The sequence below is a fragment of the Cronobacter sp. HA18006 genome (genome assembly GCF_011605445.1).
GTDB classification, from domain to species: domain Bacteria; phylum Pseudomonadota; class Gammaproteobacteria; order Enterobacterales; family Enterobacteriaceae; genus Cronobacter; species Cronobacter sakazakii.
This window is the reverse complement of record NZ_JAANQB010000020.1, coordinates 229,945-247,243: the sequence shown is the minus strand read 5'-3', so window position 1 is coordinate 247,243 and position 17,299 is coordinate 229,945. Positions and strand designations below refer to the sequence as shown.

The following is a 17,299-nucleotide window of genomic DNA, read 5'->3' as shown; positions in this document are numbered from 1 at the left end:
AGCGCGCAAACGTCTGGCTGGGTTAATGTTTTTTGAGTGAAAGACGCGCTTCCCACAGCGCGCCAATACGCTATTGCAAATGCAAATAATTATCAATAATATTATCATCAAATTATCGGGATTGACGTCATTCCATGATATTTATCAACACTAACAAGGAGTTGGGCAGTGGCGGAGCACGCGGCGGGAAGTGATGCCTGGTGGCAGGCGAAGCAGGCGCAGGGCATTCCGGAGATTTCCGGCACGGCGTCGGGCACCTGCTGCGTGACGTTCTGGTGGCGCGATCCGGCAGGGGATGAAAGCACGTCTGATACAAAGCGCGTGTGGATTTACCTCACCGGTATCACCGATCACCACAAGTCCTCCGCGCCGCAGTCGCTCACGCGTCTGCCGGGCACCGACGCCTGGTACTGGCGCACCGAATTAGACGCCGCCTGGCGCGGCAGTTACTGTTTTATCCCTTCCACAAAGACCGATGATTTCGCCCCCGACGCCTTTGCTGACGTTCCGGCGCGCCACGCGCTGCGCGAAGGCTGGCGCGCACTGCTGCCGCAGGCCGTTCCCGACCCATTTAACCCGCACCACTGGCGCGGCGGCCGCGGCCATCCGGTCAGCGCGCTGCATCTGCCAGACGCGCCCGCGCAGCCGGGCTGGGAGGAGAGCGACGTGGCTTACACGCCCGCGCGGGAATTTCTCTGGCAAAGCGAACGGCTCGGCAACGCGCGTCGCGTATGGCTGTTTACTACCGGCGGTGATGACGCGCCCCTGACGCGCCCGCTCGCTATTTTGCTGGACGGTCAGTTCTGGGCGCACAGCCAGCCGGTTTGGCCCGCGCTCCAGTCGCTCACCGATCGCGGCGTTCTGCCGCCTGCTGTTTATCTGCTGGTGGATGTGATTGACACCGCGCACCGCAGCCGGGAACTCCCCTGCAACGCCGCCTTCTGGGAGGCGCTGTGGGAGGAATTACTGCCGCAGGCGCGTCATTACACGAGATGGCGTGACGCGCCGGACACCACCGTGATTGCCGGGCAGAGCTTCGGTGGGCTCGCCGCGCTCTATGCGGGGCTGCGCTGGCCGGCGCGCTTCGGTTGCGTACTGAGCCAGTCCGGCTCTTTCTGGTGGCCAACGCGCGAGGCGAGCGGTGAGGGCGGCTGGCTGGTTGAAGAGCTGGTCGCAGGCCGCTTCGATCCGCGCGGGTTGCGCATTTTTCTTGAAGCGGGCCTCCATGAACCGCTCATTTTGCAGGCCAATCAGCGCCTGGTTTCTGTATTACAACGGACACAGCAGCCGCTTTTCTGGCGTCAGGTGGAGGGCGGCCACGACGCGCTTTGCTGGCGCGGCGGCCTGACCGACGGTCTCGCCGCACTCTGGGCCGCTACACCCGCCCCGACGCCTTTTTCAGGACAGGAGTGACGTATGGAATTCAGCAATCCCTTCGATAATCCGCAGGGCCGTTTCTGGCTGCTCGAAAATCACGAAAAACAGATAAGCCTCTGGCCGGAGCCGTGCGCGCTGCCGCCGGGCTGGCGTGTGGTGGCCGCGCCGCAGCCTTTTGAGGTTTGCGAGGCGTGGCTCAATGAGCACGGGCAGGCGCTGCAGCCCGCCCATTTCGCACACCAGAACGCGGCGCGAGGTTAATGTGACGGATATAACTCTTTCCCCTGTGGAGCAGGCCACCGCCGCGCTGCCGCTGGTGGCGGCGCAGCCGGGTATCTGGATGGCTGAAAAACTCTCCCGCCAGGCCAACGCCTGGAGCGTGGCGCATTACGTCGAGCTGAACGGCACGGTTGACGCGCCGCTGCTGGCGCGCGCTATCGTGGCGGGCATGATGGAAGCCGACACGCTGCGAATGCGTTTTGAGGAACGCGACGGCATCGTCACGCAGCGGTTTGACGCATCGCTCACCTTTGCCACGCCTGAAATCATCGATCTGCGCCACGAAGCCTGCCCGCTGACCACGGCCCAGCGCCTGATGCATGCCGATCTGGAGCAGGATCTGCGCGTCACCCACGGCACACCGCCGGTGCACCATGCGCTGCTGCGTGTCGGCGAGACGCGCTGGTTCTGGTATCAGCGTTATCATCATCTGGTGGTGGATGGTTTCAGTTTTACGGCGATTACCCGCCGTATCGCCGATATTTACGGCAGCCTGCGCCGGGGTGAGCAACCCGACGCGTCGCCATTTGTCTGCTTTAACGAGGTGGTTGATGAATACGCGCGCTATCAGACGTCAGACGCCTGCGCGCGCGACGCCGCCTTCTGGGCGCAGCAGGTGCGCGAACTGCCGCCGCCGGCGACGCTCTCTGACCAGCCGCTTACCGGGCAATCTTCCACCACCTCGCTGATCCGCCGCTCGCTGCGCTTTAATGACGCGCATTTCGCTGCGCTTATGGCGAACAGCGGCGGGCTGACCGCGCCGGATATGGCGCTGGCGCTGGTGGCGCTCTGGCTTGGCCGCCTGAGCGGGCGTGACGCCTACAGCGCCGGTTTCATCTTTATGCGCCGCATCGGCTCGGCCGCGCTGTGCGCCACCGGCCCGGTGCTGAACGTGCTGCCTTGCCCGGTGCGCATTGCGCCTGAGCAGACGCTGGCGCAGTTCGCCGCCGCCTTTGCGAAGACGCTCAAAACGCTGCGCCGTCATCAGCGCTATGACGCCGAGCAGGTGCTGCGCGACGCGGGCAGAGTGGCGCAGCAGACGCCGCTCTATGGCCCGGTGCTGAACCTGAAAATGTTTGATTACCGGCTCGATTTCGATGGCGTGGAGGGGATAACCCATCAGCTCGCCTCGGGGCCGGTGAAAGATCTCGAAATCGCGCTCTATATCGACGAACAGGGCGGCGTAACGCTGGAACTGCTCGCGAATCAGCAGCGCTATGACGCCGCGCAGATTGAGCGCCATCTCGCCCGTCTGCCGCATCTGCTCACACAGTTTGCCGCTGATCCTGAGCTTGCGTGCGCGCAGGCGGATCTGCTGGATGATAACGACTACGCACTGATTGCGCGTGTGAACCAGACCGCCGTGCCACTGCCGCAGGAGACGCTCAGCAGCCTGCTGGCGAAACAGGCGCAGGCGACGCCGCAGGCCCCGGCGCTTGCGGATGCGCGCTATGCCTTTACCTATCGTGAAATGCGTGAGCAAGTGCTTACGCTTGCGTCAGAGCTGGTGCGTCGCGGTGTTAAGCCGGGTGATATCGTGGCCGTCGCGCTGCCGCGCTCGGTCTTTCTCTCACTGGCGCTACAGGCGATTGTGGAAACGGGCGCGGCCTGGCTGCCGCTCGATACGGGCTACCCGGACGATCGCCTGCAAATGATGCTGGAGGATGCCCGCCCGGCGCTGCTGATTACCGCCGCGTCAGAGCAGGGGCGTTTCGCGCATCTCCCGAGCCTGCCCGTGTTCTGCTACGACGCGCCGCTGCCGGCAAGCGATCCGCAGCCGCTTTTGCGCTCGCGCCCGGCGCACACCGCCTATGTGATTTTCACCTCTGGCTCCACCGGGCGGCCGAAAGGCGTCATGGTCGGTCAGACCGCTATCGTTAACCGGCTGCTGTGGATGCAAAGCCAGTATCCGCTCGGCGCGGATGACGTGGTGCTGCAAAAAACGCCGTGCAGTTTTGATGTGTCGGTATGGGAGTTTTTCTGGCCGCTTATCGTCGGCGCGCGGCTGGTGATGGCACCGCCACAGGCGCACCGCGATCCGCAGGCGCTTCAGACACTGTTTGCGCGCTGGCGGGTGACGACGACGCATTTTGTGCCGTCGATGCTGGCGGCGTTTGTCGGCGCGCTCACTTCTGAAGCGGCGATCGACGCCTGCGCGTCGCTGCGCCAGGTGTTCTGTAGCGGCGAGGCGCTGCCGACGGCACTGTGTCGCGACTGGGAGCGGCTCACCGCCGTGCCGCTGCATAATCTCTACGGTCCGACGGAGGCGGCAGTGGACGTGAGCGGGTATCCGGCTTTCGGTGCGGCGCTTTCGCAGGTGACGGGGGCCAGCGTGCCGATTGGCTTCCCGGTCTGGAATACCGGCCTGCGCATTCTCGATGGCCGGATGCGTCCGGTGCCGCCGGGCATGGCGGGCGATCTCTATCTCACGGGCGTTCAGCTGGCTCAGGGCTATCTTGGCCGCCCGGATCTGACCGCCAGCCGCTTTATCGCCGATCCGTTTGTACCCGGCGAGCGGATGTACCGCACCGGCGACGTGGCGCGCTGGCTGCCGGACGGCGCGGTGGAATATCTCGGGCGCAGTGACGATCAGCTGAAAATCCGCGGCCAGCGTATTGAGCCTGGCGAGATAGACCGCGTGATGCAGCGCCTGCCGGACGTGGCGCAGGCGGTGACGCACGCCTGCGTGCTGAATAGCCATGCCGAAACGGGCGGCGATGCGCGCCAGCTGGTGGGTTATCTGGTTTCCGCCTCCGGCGCTACGCTGGATGTGGCCGCACTGCGCGCGCGCTTAAGCGAATGGCTGCCCGCGCATATGGTGCCGGTGACGCTTGTTCAGTTGCCTGCGCTGCCTCTCAGCGCCAACGGCAAGCTGGATCGCAAAGCGCTGCCGTTGCCGCAGCTTGCGGTGCGTGAGCCGGGCAGAGCCGTAGCGCCGGGCAGCGAGACGGCAATCGCCCGCGCTTTTTCGGAACTTTTAGGTGTGGAAGTGACCGACGCGCAGGCGGATTTCTTTGCGCTCGGCGGCCACTCGCTGCTGGCGATGCGCCTGGCGGCAAGGCTCACGCGTGAGCTGGAACGTCCTGTTACGGTCGGACAGGTGATGGTGGCGTCGACGGTGGAAAAACTCGCGGCGGCCGTGGCGGAACAACGCGACGCGCAGGCGGGCTTTGGCGCTATTTTGCCGCTGCGTGAAGGCAACGGGCCGACGTTGTTCTGCTTCCATCCGGCGTCGGGCTTCGCCTGGCAGTTCAGCGTTCTGCAACGCTGGTTGTCGCCGCGCTGGGCGATAACGGGCATTCAGTCGCCGCGCCCGGATGGGCCGATGCAACAGTGCGCCTCGGTGGATGAACTGTGCGACCACCATTATGCGACGCTTCGCGAGCAGCAGCCGCACGGGCCGTACTGGCTGTTTGGCTATTCGCTCGGCGGGACAATCGCGCATGGCGTCGCCGCACGGTTACAGGCGGCGGGCGAGGAGGTGGCGTTCCTCGGGTTGCTCGACACCTGGCCGCCGGAAACGCAAAACTGGCAGGAGAAGGGCGGGCGCGAGCTCGACCCGGAAGTGCTGGCGGAGATAGAGCGCGAGCGGGCGGCGTTTGTGAGCGCGCAGCAGGGGCAGGGGTCGACGAGGTTATTTGAAACCATCGAAGGCAATTACGCCGACGCGGTGCGGCTGCTTTCTACCGCGCGCAGTACGCGCTTTGAAGGTGACGCGACGCTGTTTGTCGCCGAACGCACCGTAACGCCGGGCCTTAACCCTTACGAGGCGTGGGCACCGTGGACGCGGGCGCTTGATGTGTACAGTGTCGATTGCGCGCATGTGGAGATTATCTCCCCGCAGGCGTTCGAGGTGATAGGCCCGGTGTTGCGGGAAATTCTCGGGTAGGTTTTGTGTAATTGGGTGGGTGGGTACATCGGTGGGTGCGCTTCGCTTACCCACCCTACGCACATGTTGTGAGTGTTGTAAAAAGGTGGGTGCGCTTCGCTTACCCACCCTACGTACATGTTGTGAATGCCGCTGAAAGGTGGGTGCGCTTCGCTTACCCACCCTACAAACGACGAAGACGGGTGCCTGAATGGATGTAGGGCGGGTAAGCGAAGCGCACCCGCCATGCCGCCTCTACAGGCACCCACTACATTCAACCGCCACCCGCACGCTACGCCAGACGCGGGTACGCTTCGGCTATCGTGCTGCCGGTGAAATTCGCAATCCAGCCTTCCGGGTTATCGAAAATGCGGATCGCCGTGAAATGCGGCTCAGAACCCATATCAAACCAGTGCGGTGTGCCGGCGGGCACCGAAATCAAATCATTCTTCTCGCACAACACCTGATACACCTTGTCGCCGATGTGCAGACAGAACAACCCGGCACCTTCCACGAAAAACCGCACTTCATCTTCGCCGTGGGTATGCTCATTGAGAAATTTGTCGCGTAGCGCCTCTTTCTGCGGGTTATCGGCGCGCATGCTGATGACATCCCAGCTCTGGTAGCCTTTTTCCGCCACCAGCAGGTCAATCGCGTGCTGATAGGCGGTCAGCACCGTCTCCGGCGTTGGGTTATCACCGAGCTCGCGGTCGGCCTGCCAGCGTTCGAAACGCACGCCCTGCGCGTTAAGCTGTTCGCGGATAGCGTCGGCATCGGTGCTCTGCCACAGCGGTTCGCTGGCACCGTTATCGGCAAAAATCGTCAATGCGCTCATGTGGGGATCTGCTCCGGGTGAATATCATCGAAACTGGACACCTGGCGGTGGGTGCTTTGCGTATCGGGCTCGCCGCGGATGAGCTGGACAGTTTTCCAGCCCGCTTCGCGCGCGGCGTCCAGCTCCTCGCGGATATCCGAGAGAAACAGCATCTGATGCACCGGCACGCCGGTTTTCATGGAGATATTGCGGTACGACGATACCTGACGTTTGGCACCGACGTGCGTATCGAAAAAGCCGCTCAGAAGCTCCGTGACGTCGCCCTCATCGCTGTGGCTAAAGAGCAGCTTCTGCGCCGGTACGGAGCCTGAGGAGTAGATGTAAATATCGATATCCTGAGCGCTCCAGCGGCGCAGGGCGGGCACAACATCCGGGTAGAGATGGCCGGTGAAATCGCCGTTCACGTAGCCTTCGCGCCAGATATAGCCCTGAATCGATTTCAGCGCGGGGGATTTGCGGTCTTCATCCATAAATTTGAAGAGCGTTTCAATCAGCTGATCCACCGACGCGGCGGGCGCGTGGATCTCACCGCGCAGCTCGTTAAGCAGTAGATTCACCGGCTCGCGCTGTTCGCCCGAGCGGATAAAGCGCTCCAGACGCTCGCGCGCATAGGGGAAAAGGACGTTATGAACGAAACGAATATCGGTCGTGGTGCCTTCAATATCGGTAACTATGGCGCGGATCATGCTCTCTCCAGCAGGCGTCGCTGCATTTCACATTCAAACAGAAATTCGAGCCCCTCCAGATGGCGACGCGCGACGGCGACATCGCTCCCCCAGCAGGTCAGCCCGTGGCCGCGCAGCAGAAATCCGTAGCGCAGCGGGAACTGGCGGTGGTGACGCGCAATGCGCTCCGCCAGAGCATCAATATCCTGATCGTTATCGAAAATGGCAACAGGCACATCATCAAGATGCGTTATTTGTCCCGCCAGCGATTTCTGCATCTCGTAGCCGGACAAATGCAGCGCGTCGCTTTTCTCCACGCGTGACAGCACCGTCGCGTTAACGGTATGCACGTGCAGCACGCAGTTCGCCTCCGGGAACAGGCGATAAATCAGAGTATGCAGCCCGGTTTCGGCGGAGGGCTTACGGCCGGACGGCGCGAGGTTAGTGGCAATTTCCACCTGCAGAAAATCGTCTGTCGTCAGGCTGCCTTTATCTTTGCCGGATTCGCTCAGCCAGCACCAGCGCGCGTCTTCGCGCAGCGACATATTGCCGCCGGTGGCAGGCGCCCAGCCCTTCGCGCCAATCCAGTGACAGGCGGCCACCAGCGCTTCCAGTTGGCTCTCTTTACTCATCGCATCCCCGCAGGCATATCGTTAGCGTTTAGACGTCTAAGCGTCTTGATTGCCAGAGAGTAGCATCGTGTTATAGTGTCGGCAACAGACAGATAACATCAAAACAACACGACACCGCGCGAAAGGATCAGCCGTTATGAGCCAAACCCCGTTGACGCCAGAAAGCAAATTGCCAGCGCTGGGCACGACCATCTTTACCCGCATGAGCGCGCTGGCGCAGCAGCATCAGGCGATTAACCTGTCGCAAGGATTCCCGGATTTCGACGGCCCGCGCTATTTACAGGAGCGACTGGCGCACCACGTGGCGGCGGGCGCAAACCAGTACGCGCCCATGACCGGCGTGCAGGCGCTGCGCGAGGCGATCGCCGATAAAACCGAGGCGCTCTACGGCCACCGTCCGGATGCCAACAGCGATATTACCGTCACGGCGGGGGCCACCGAGGCGCTCTATGCGGCCATTACCGCGCTGGTGCGCCCCGGCGATGAAGTGATCTGCTTCGACCCGAGCTACGACAGTTACGCGCCCGCGGTGGCGCTTTCGGGTGGTGTGCTCAAGCGCATCGCGCTGACGCCGCCGCATTTTCGCGTGGACTGGGCGCAATTCGCCGCGCTGCTCTCTGAGCGCACCCGGCTGGTTATCCTCAACACGCCGCATAACCCGTCCGCCACCGTCTGGCGTAGCGCGGATTTCGCCGCGCTCTGGCAGGCCATCGAGGAGCGTGAAATTTACGTGTTGAGCGATGAAGTTTATGAGCACATCTGTTTTGCCGAAGAGGGCCACGCCAGCGTGCTGGCGCATCCGCAACTGCGCGAGCGGGCAATTGCGGTGTCGTCATTCGGCAAGACCTATCACATGACCGGCTGGAAAGTGGGCTACTGCGTGGCGCCCGCCGCGCTCAGCGCGGAACTGCGCAAAGTGCATCAGTATCTGACGTTCTCCGTCAACACGCCTGCGCAGCTGGCGCTGGCGGATATGCTGCGCGCCGAGCCTGCGCACTATCTCGATTTGCCGGAATTTTACCGCGCGCGCCGCGATCGCTTTATCCAGGCGCTCGGTGACAGCCGCTTTAAAATCCTGCCCTGTGAAGGCACCTATTTTCTGCTGGCGGATTACAGCGCTATCTCAACGCTTGATGACGTGAGTTTCTGCGAATGGCTGACCACGGAAGCGGGCGTCGCGGCTATTCCTTTGTCGGTATTTTGCGACGCGCCGTTTCCGCACAAGCTGATTCGCCTCTGCTTCGCCAAGCAGGAGGCGACGCTGCTCGCCGCCGCGGAGCGTCTGGCGCGGTTATAAGGTGGGCTGATCGGGTGAAGCCGTGCTGCGGCTCTGCGCCTGTGGCACATCGCGCAGGAAGTGCTGTTCGATGAGCGACACAAAGCTTACGAACGACGCATTCGTTAACGATGAGCGGTTATAAATAAGGTAGTAATCATACTGCGGCAGGCTGAAGTTCAGCTTGACGGGGCGTAGTCCAAAGAGCTGACGATAACGGCGCAGCACGGGGGCAGGCAGAATGCCAACAAAATCGGTGCTGCCAATCACCGCCATGATCGAGGAAATCGAGTTACTGGTAAAGGCTATCTGCCGCTCGCCGAAAAGCTCCGCCGACTTCACGTGAAACTGTTTCTGGCCTTCCGCAGTGCCGTTAAACAGCGTGAATTTCTCCTGGGCGAGCGCGGCTTCATCGGCGTGCTCGCCAAGCCGCGGATGGTTTTCACTGCATACCAGCACGGTCTCTTCGCTAAAGCAGTGTTTGCAAATCAGCGAGTGACTGGCAACCGGTGCCATACCGATAATCAGATCCGCCTTGCGATAGGCCAGCAGATCTTCCACGGTCTCGCTGGCAAGCGTGGTGTCGTAATGCTCCAGTTCAAAATCGTAATGCTCGCGAAACGCGCTGACTAACGCCGGCAGATGATCGGCGGCGAGAGCGGGCGGGCAGTAGAGCACGAAGTTTTTGCGCAGCGGCGCGCCCTGCATGATGTTAATGGTCTGCTCAAGCTGGTTCAGGTTGTCTTCCAGATAGTGATGCAGATTAGTGCCTACGGTTGTCGGCGTAATGCCTTTGCCGGAGCGCACGAAGAGCGGGTCATTGAGCTGGTTGCGCAGCCGCTGTAACGACTGGCTTATCGCTGACGGCGTCAGGAACAGGGCTTCCGCCGCCTTGCTGACGCTGCGATACAAATAAATGCACTCGAAAATCACCAGAAGATTGAGGTCAAACTTTTTCAAATCCTGCAAATTTGCCATGACAGCCTCGCAACGAGACGAAAAGGGGATTTTTATGGTTTATCTGTTCTCAGTAAATGATAGATAAGGAATATGTTTTTGCGCAGGCGAGACGGGGCATAATCCGAAAAAATGGCGCAGCCTCACACATCAGAGAGATGATGAATTTTGCAAAGCGCTCCCTATCACAGCCATAGGCACGAATAATCTTCACGTGCGTTGCCCTTTAGGCAGGGGAGTGTTCTAATCGAAGGTACGTCTGCGTCGCAAAACACCGCGCGCAACGCTTTCGCCAGCACGCTGGCTCTGCTGTGGCCTGCGGGTATCTCAGCGCTCAGGCCGCCCGTTGAGGTGGCTTTTTTATTTTTTCGCGAGACGGCGAGAAACGTTCACTAAGGTTGGCCCGGATCGGTTGTTAGCTATTGCTTATTGATTTGATAACGCAAACGCATTGGCCTGGGTTACGAAAATTCGATACCTTACATCCCATCGAAAACACGGAGGAAGTATAGATGTCCTTGATTAATACCAAAATCAAACCTTTCAAAAACATGGCGTTCAAAAACGGTGAGTTCATCGAAGTTACCGAGAAAAACACGGAAGGCCGCTGGAGCGTATTCTTCTTCTATCCTGCTGACTTTACCTTCGTATGCCCGACCGAACTGGGCGACGTGGCTGACCACTACGAAGAACTGCAGAAACTGGGCGTAGACGTTTACTCCGTTTCTACCGATACCCACTTCACCCACAAAGCGTGGCACAGCAGCTCCGACACCATCGCGAAAATCAAATACGCGATGATCGGCGACCCGACTGGCGCCCTGACCCGTAACTTCGAAATCATGCGTGAAGACGAAGGTCTGGCTGACCGCGGTACGTTCATCGTTGACCCGCAGGGTGTTATCCAGGCTATCGAAATTACTGCTGAAGGTATCGGCCGTGACGCATCTGACCTGCTGCGTAAAATCAAAGCGGCTCAGTATGTAGCCTCTCACCCAGGCGAAGTATGCCCGGCTAAGTGGAAAGAAGGCGATGCGACCTTAGCGCCGTCTCTGGACCTGGTTGGCAAAATCTAATTTTTCTGTCGTCTTTCACGCCACAGGTGCATTGGCTGCGCTTACTCACCCCGGTCACTTACTGAGGTAAGCTCCCGGGGATTCCTAAGCCTGCCGCCTTCCTGTAACGCGAAATACTCGGAAAAAGGCATTATCACGGGTGCAGTCTTGCACCCGTTTTTTTGAAAACGCTTTTACGCGCTCTCATTTAAGTTGCATCGCGGCGGCGCGGCACTGAGGCGGCTTAAATGAGGAAGCGTAAGCTCAGGAGAAAATTATGCTCGACACAAACATGAAAACCCAGCTCAAGGCCTATCTTGAGCGTCTGACAAAGCCTGTTGAGTTAGTGGCCACGCTGGATGACAGCGCGAAATCGGCAGAGATTAAAGAACTGCTGCTGGAAATCGCCGAGCTGTCTGACAAAGTCTCCTTCAGGGAAGACAACACGCTCGCGGCGCGCAAACCTTCATTTTTGATTACCAACCCGGGTTCCACGCAGGGGCCGCGCTTTGCAGGCTCTCCGCTGGGTCACGAATTTACGTCGCTGGTGCTGGCGCTGCTGTGGACCGGCGGTCATCCGTCGAAAGAAGCGCAGGCTCTGCTTGAGCAGATCCGTGACCTGGACGGCGATTTCGAGTTTGAAACCTACTACTCGCTCTCCTGCCACAACTGCCCGGACGTGGTGCAGGCGCTGAACCTGATGGCTGTGCTGAACCCGCGCATCAAACATACGGCGATTGATGGTGCGGTGTTCCAGAATGAAATCACCGAGCGCAACGTGATGGGCGTTCCGGCGGTCTTCATGAACGGTGTGGAATTTGGTTCTGGCCGTATGACCCTTGCCGAAATCGTCGCGAAAGTGGATACCGGCGCGGAAAAACGCGCGGCGGAAGAGCTGAACCAGCGCGACGCTTACGATGTACTGATTGTCGGCTCCGGCCCGGCGGGCGCGGCGGCGGCGATTTACTCCGCACGTAAAGGCATCCGTACCGGCCTGATGGGCGAGCGTTTCGGTGGTCAGGTGCTGGACACCGTTGATATCGAAAACTACATCTCTGTGCCGAAAACCGAAGGCCAGAAACTGGCAGGCGCGCTGAAGGCGCACGTGGATGATTACGACGTTGACGTTATCGATACTCAAAGCGCAACGAAGCTGATTCCGGCGGCGAGCGAAGGCGGTCTGCATCAGATTGAAACCGCCTCCGGCGCGGTGCTCAAAGCGCGCAGCGTGATCGTGGCGACCGGTGCGAAATGGCGCAACATGGGCGTGCCGGGTGAAGATCAGTATCGCACCAAAGGCGTGACTTACTGCCCGCACTGCGACGGCCCGCTGTTTAAAGGCAAACGCGTGGCGGTCATCGGTGGCGGTAACTCCGGTGTGGAAGCGGCTATCGACCTCGCGGGGATCGTTGAGCACGTAACGCTGCTGGAATTCGCGCCAGAAATGAAAGCGGACCAGGTGTTACAGGATAAACTGCGTAGCCTGAAAAATGTCGACATCATCCTGAACGCGATGACCACTGAAGTGAAAGGCGACGGCACGAAGCTGACCGGTCTTGATTATCAGGATCGCGTAACAGGCTCGGTGAAGCACCTGGAAGTGGCGGGGATTTTCGTTCAGATCGGTCTGCTGCCGAACACGACCTGGCTTGAAGGCGCTGTCGAGCGTAACCGCATGGGCGAGATTATCATCGACGCCAAATGCGAGACCAGCGTGAAAGGCGTATTCGCCGCGGGCGACTGCACCACCGTGCCGTACAAACAGATTATTATCGCCACCGGTGAAGGCGCCAAAGCCTCCCTGAGCGCGTTTGATTATCTGATTCGTACCAAAACCGCATAAGAAGAAAGTAAGATACCTGCGTAAAAGCCGCCCTCAGGGGCGGCTTTTTTATTGGTGGATTGGGTGGATGATCTGTTGTAACTGGCGGGTGCGCGTTGCTTACCCGCCCTACGTTTAACGTCACAGATAGAGGTAGGGCGGGTAAGCGCAGCGCACCCGCCGACCCGAGATTCAGCATCATCGTTGCCAGCCTTGTAGGGCGGGTAAGCGCCAGCGCACCCGCCAATACTGCCCAAAACTTAACGCACCACAAACACCGGCACATGCGCGTGGCGTACCACGCTTGACGCGTTCGAGCCTAACAGATGCGTGCTGATCGACGGATCGCGCGAGCCGATCACCACCACATCGGCGTGTAACTCTTTAGCCATCGCGTTAACTTCATCACGCACGCTGCCAAAACGAACGTGACTGCGCAGGCGCGATTCCGGCAGGGTGAAATGCTGCTTCAGGGTTTGCAGGCGCTGGTTCGCCTCGGCCTCTAAATGTTCTTCAAAACGGCGGATATCGGCGGCGAAGCGGTGCAGACTCAGGTTGGCAGATCCAGGCAACACATGCAGCAGATGAATAATTCCCTCCTCCTGTGCCAGAAACTCCGCGTGGCGGATCGCCTTGTCGCTCAGCTCCATTTCAAACACATCTACAGGCATCAGAATGGTGTTGTACATCGTCACTCCTCCTTTAGCGGTTATCAACGTGCTTATTAAACCCTGTTTTTGTCAGGGATACTTTTATTGACCCGACAAATTTGTGTTTTTTTGCGCAGCCGCATTCGCCAGGAAAACTCTCAAAGCCGCCACACTGGCGGCGGATCCGGCGGCTCGCGGCCCATCCCGACTACCCTTGGTGTAGACCAGATGAACTTTCGCACTGGAACCTGTCTCTTTTTACCGACTGCCAGGAGGTCGTAATGAAGGCGTTAACCTACCACGGGCCGCATAACGTTAAGGTCGAAAATGTTCCGGATCCGATTATCGAGGCGCAGGACGATATTATTCTGCGCGTCACCGCGACCGCGATTTGCGGCTCCGATTTACACCTCTATCGCGGCAAAATTCCGCAGGTTCATCACGGCGATATTTTCGGCCATGAGTTTATGGGGGAAGTGGTGGAAACCGGCAGCGCGGTGAAGGATATCCGTAAAGGCGACCGCGTGGTGATCCCGTTCGTTATCGCCTGCGGCGACTGCTTTTTCTGCAAACTTCAGCAATATTCCGCCTGCGAAAACACCAACAAAGGCACCGGTGCGGCGCTGAATAAAAAGCAGATCCCGGCCCCCGCGGCGCTGTTTGGCTACAGCCATCTCTATGGCGGCATTCCTGGCGGCCAGGCGGAGTATGTGCGCGTGCCGAAGGGCAATGTCGGGCCGTTTAAAGTGCCGCCAGTGCTTTCTGACGATAAAGCGCTATTCCTCTCCGATATCCTGCCGACGGCCTGGCAGGCGGTGAAAAACGGCCAGGTACAGAAAGGCTCTCAGGTAGCGATTTACGGCGCAGGCCCGGTGGGGCTGCTCAGCGCCGCCTGCGCGCGACTGCTCGGCGCAGAACAGATCTTTATGGTCGACCACAACGATTATCGTCTCGCGTTTGCGAAAGAGCGTTATGGGGTTATCCCGATCAACTTTGATGAAAACGACGATCCGGCGGCGTTTATTATCGAAAACACGCCGGGCAACCGCGGCGTGGATGCCGTTATCGATGCGGTCGGTTTTGAGGCCAAAGGCAGCCTGACGGAAACCGTGCTGTCAAATCTCAAAATCGAAGGCAGCAGCGGCAAAGCGCTGCGCCAGTGCATCGCGGCGGTGCGTCGCGGTGGCGTGGTGAGCGTGCCGGGCGTCTATGCGGGCTTTATCCACGGCTTTCTCTTTGGCGATGCGTTTGATAAAGGCATCAGCTTTAAGATGGGCCAGACGCACGTGCACGCGTTCCTGCCGGAGCTGCTGCCGCTTATCGAGCAGGGTTTGCTGACGCCGGAAGAGATAGTCACGCACTATCTGCCGCTGGAAGATGCCGCGCGCGGCTACAAGATTTTCGAGAAGCGCGAAGAGGAGTGCCGCAAGGTGATTCTGGTGCCGGGTGCCGCGACGCCTGAAGCCGCGCGGGAGAAAGTCACCGCGCTGATGAACGCGCCGTTACAGCCGTTGCAGCCGTAATTTTCAGCAACTAAAAACAGAAAGAGGATGCCCTGGCATCCTCTTATTTTTTGCCGCAGACAGGCGGTTAAAGGCGGTATTCGCCCGCCGCTTCCGGCTGGTAGAGCAACTCAAGCACTTCGATATGAGTTTCGCTGCCGTCCGGCAGCGGCCACCGAATAGCATCGCCCACGCGCAGGCCAAGCAGCGCCGCGCCCACCGGTGCCATGACTGACAGCGCTTCCGGGCTGCTGCCCGCATTTTGCGGATAGACCAGCAGGCGCTCGTAAGTTTCGCCGCTCGCCAGATCGCGGAATTTCACCCGGCTGTTCATTGTCACCACATCTTCCGGCATCGCCTGCGGGCTAACCATCCGGGCGCGATCCAGCTCATCGTTCAGCGCGTCAGCCACCGGCAGACGCGCGAACGCCGGCTGCTCCAGCAGGCTGTCGAGACGTTCAGCATCGAGTTCGTTGATGATAAGGGCAGGTCGGGACATTTCTTACTCCATGTCATTGAATCAGGCGGCATTTCGCCGCTAACAAGCGTCCAAAGAAAAACCCTCACCGTCAAAACGATGAGGGTCCGCGTCAGGGGATGATACTCAGCCTTGCGCGCCGTTTGAAGTGAGCCAGCTCACGAAACGGGGCTTAAAGCAGAATGCTCCCCACGGCTGCCAGCAGGAAGGCGATGGTGCCCAGCAGGGTTTCCATCACGGTCCAGGTTTTCAGCGTGGTTTTCTCGTCCATTTCAAGGAAACGGCCTACCAGCCAGAAACCGGAGTCGTTGACGTGTGAGAGCACCGTCGCGCCGCCCGCGATGGCGATAACAATAAAGCAAAGGTCAAACTGGCTTAAGCCCGGCGTCGCCTGCACCATCGGCGCGACCAGCGCGGCGGTGGTCGTCAGCGCGACCGTCGCCGAGCCCTGCGCCACGCGCAGCGCGGTGGAGATAACAAACGCCGCGAGAATCACCGGCATGCCGGTGTCTGAGAGCACGCCCGCCAGCGCGTCGCCGATGCCGCTGGCGCGCAGCACGCCGCCGAACATGCCGCCTGCGCCGGTCACCAGAATGATGCCGCAGATAGGGCCAAGCGCGCCGTCGCAAATTTTCTCCAGATGCTGGCGGCTGTGGTTGCGGCTGAACACCATCAGCGCGAAAAAGACGGTAATCAGCAGCGCGACCGGGGTTTTACCGAGCATACGCAGGAAGTTCGCCACGCTGTTATCGGCGCTGACCCAGCCCAGCACTTTGGCGGTATTGAGGCCGGTATCAAGGAAAATCAGCAGCAGCGGCAGCAGCAGGATGGTGATCACCATGCCGAATGACGGCGGGCGGTGCGTCGGATCGGCCTCCACTTCGCCAAGGAAAGAAGAGGGCAGCTTAATGTCGAATTTTTTACCGGCGTACTGACCATACAGATAGCCGCCGAAATACCAGGTCGGGATAGCGATAATCAACCCGACAATCACCAGCAGACCGATATTCGCCCCCAGCAGTTCGCTGGCGGCAACCGGGCCGGGGTGCGGCGGCACTAACGCATGCATGGCCGCAAACGCGCCCGCCGCCGGGAAGGCGTATTTCAGCGTCGAGCCGCCAAAGCGTTTCGCCACGCTGAAGATAATCGGCAGCATGACGACAAGACCCGCGTCAAAGAAGATAGGGAAGCCAAACAGCAGCGAGGCGACGCCGAGCGCGAAGGGCGCGCGGTGTTCACCGAATTTGTTAATCAGCGTATCGGCCAGCACTTTCGCGCCGCCGGACACTTCCAGCAGACGACCAATCATCGCGCCGATGCCCACCAGCAGAGCAACGCCCGCAAGCGTACTGCCAAAACCGGTCAGCAGCGTAGGCACGACTTTATCAAACGGCACTTTGGTCAACAGCGCCACCACGATACTGACCAGGGTAAGCGCAAGAAAAGCATGCACTTTAAAGCGCATGATAAGTACCAGCAGCAGTACGACGGCACCGGCAGCAATGCCAAGCAGCGTACCGGCGCTATAAGCGAAAGTGGTTTCTGTCATCGTTATTATCCTCAACATGGGTACAGTGAAACCGTAGCCTGGTCGGCGGTTTTCTCACTGATACCGGTAACATGATACCGATAACATGTGGCGGCTTGTAAACAGGGTCTGTCATATTTATTAACATTTTGAGATCACCGTCAAACTCCCGCGCGACGCGGGCTTCTCGCTTGCGGTTGCATATATCGCCTCGCGGATCTGTCAAATTTTCCGATGCGTTTTTTTCACAAAATCACCAGATTTGTTGGCGATATCCAGCTTTTTTGTTGTGAAGTCGCCGCAAAGTTGCCGCTATTCCATAACGTTAACTAGCTTAGGATCGTGATGATTTGCCGTACATCGCGCTGTGGGCGG

14 protein-coding genes are annotated in these 17,299 nt (G+C 59.7%); 7 read left to right on the top strand and 7 right to left on the bottom strand.

Annotation, left to right across the window (positions count from 1 at the left end):
- Positions 1-168 precede the first annotated feature (168 nt).
- From fes to G9X48_RS10220, 3 genes are read left to right on the top strand one after another with little or no spacing between them, the layout of a single operon-like run.
- A complete protein-coding gene (gene fes, locus G9X48_RS10230) occupies positions 169-1,413 on the top strand; it encodes an enterochelin esterase (RefSeq protein WP_097641193.1) in 1,245 nt (414 codons plus the stop codon).
- A 3-nt stretch (positions 1,414-1,416) separates the two neighbouring features.
- A complete protein-coding gene (locus G9X48_RS10225; protein ID WP_097641194.1) occupies positions 1,417-1,638 on the top strand; it encodes an MbtH family NRPS accessory protein in 222 nt (73 codons plus the stop codon).
- A gap of 25 nt (positions 1,639-1,663) precedes the next feature.
- On the top strand, positions 1,664-5,545 hold the full coding sequence (locus G9X48_RS10220) for an enterobactin synthase subunit F (protein WP_097641195.1): 3,882 nt from the start codon (positions 1,664-1,666) through the stop codon (positions 5,543-5,545).
- Positions 5,546-5,816: 271 nt separating this feature from the next.
- Here the strand turns inward: G9X48_RS10220 and G9X48_RS10215 are convergent, their stop codons facing one another.
- Genes G9X48_RS10215 through G9X48_RS10205 form a run of 3 tightly spaced genes read right to left on the bottom strand, consistent with a single transcriptional unit; the run spans position 5,817 to position 7,656 of the window.
- Positions 5,817-6,359, bottom strand: a complete 543-nt coding sequence (locus G9X48_RS10215) for an acireductone dioxygenase (RefSeq protein ID WP_085045908.1) — start codon at positions 6,357-6,359, stop codon at positions 5,817-5,819.
- Positions 6,356-7,045, bottom strand: coding sequence for an acireductone synthase (gene mtnC / locus G9X48_RS10210; protein ID WP_004388199.1), 690 nt, complete (start codon positions 7,043-7,045; stop codon positions 6,356-6,358). Before mtnC ends, G9X48_RS10215 begins: the two co-directional genes overlap by 4 nt.
- Positions 7,042-7,656: a methylthioribulose 1-phosphate dehydratase gene (locus G9X48_RS10205; RefSeq protein WP_007865534.1), complete on the bottom strand. Its 615-nt coding sequence runs from the start codon at positions 7,654-7,656 to the stop codon at positions 7,042-7,044. The genes mtnC and G9X48_RS10205 overlap by 4 nt, the downstream gene beginning before the upstream one ends.
- A gap of 136 nt (positions 7,657-7,792) precedes the next feature.
- On the opposite strand from G9X48_RS10205, the gene G9X48_RS10200 reads away from it, so the two are divergent.
- Positions 7,793-8,953: a pyridoxal phosphate-dependent aminotransferase gene (locus G9X48_RS10200; RefSeq protein WP_097641196.1), complete on the top strand. Its 1,161-nt coding sequence runs from the start codon at positions 7,793-7,795 to the stop codon at positions 8,951-8,953.
- Here the strand turns inward: G9X48_RS10200 and G9X48_RS10195 are convergent.
- Entirely contained in the window at positions 8,948-9,910 is a 963-nt protein-coding gene (locus tag G9X48_RS10195) for a LysR substrate-binding domain-containing protein (protein ID WP_004388196.1), read from the bottom strand. The genes G9X48_RS10200 and G9X48_RS10195 overlap by 6 nt on opposite strands.
- Positions 9,911-10,401: 491 nt before the next feature.
- Between G9X48_RS10195 and ahpC the strand changes: the two genes are divergently transcribed.
- Both ahpC and ahpF read left to right on the top strand, forming a co-directional pair.
- A complete protein-coding gene (ahpC, locus tag G9X48_RS10190) occupies positions 10,402-10,965 on the top strand; it encodes an alkyl hydroperoxide reductase subunit C (protein WP_007893639.1) in 564 nt (187 codons plus the stop codon).
- Between the two features lie 256 nt (positions 10,966-11,221).
- Entirely contained in the window at positions 11,222-12,787 is a 1,566-nt protein-coding gene (ahpF, locus tag G9X48_RS10185) for an alkyl hydroperoxide reductase subunit F (protein WP_004388194.1), read from the top strand.
- Positions 12,788-13,026: 239 nt separating this feature from the next.
- On the opposite strand, the gene uspG is transcribed toward ahpF, so the two are convergent.
- The gene (gene uspG, locus G9X48_RS10180) at positions 13,027-13,455 is read right to left on the bottom strand and encodes a universal stress protein UspG (RefSeq protein WP_007781716.1); all 429 of its coding nucleotides are present in this window, start codon (positions 13,453-13,455) and stop codon (positions 13,027-13,029) included.
- 242 nt (positions 13,456-13,697) lie between these two features.
- Here uspG and G9X48_RS10175 point away from each other — a divergent pair, with 242 nt between their 5' ends.
- Entirely contained in the window at positions 13,698-14,939 is a 1,242-nt protein-coding gene (locus G9X48_RS10175) for a zinc-dependent alcohol dehydrogenase (protein ID WP_007897560.1), read from the top strand.
- Positions 14,940-15,006: 67 nt separating this feature from the next.
- Here G9X48_RS10175 and rnk read toward each other — a convergent pair whose 3' ends face one another.
- Together rnk and G9X48_RS10165 are read right to left on the bottom strand one after the other, a co-directional pair.
- Positions 15,007-15,417, bottom strand: coding sequence for a nucleoside diphosphate kinase regulator (gene rnk, locus G9X48_RS10170; protein WP_004387228.1), 411 nt, complete (start codon positions 15,415-15,417; stop codon positions 15,007-15,009).
- A 151-nt stretch (positions 15,418-15,568) separates the two neighbouring features.
- Positions 15,569-16,945, bottom strand: a complete 1,377-nt coding sequence (locus G9X48_RS10165) for a GntP family permease (RefSeq protein ID WP_041460576.1) — start codon at positions 16,943-16,945, stop codon at positions 15,569-15,571.
- Positions 16,946-17,299: the final 354 nt, after the last annotated feature.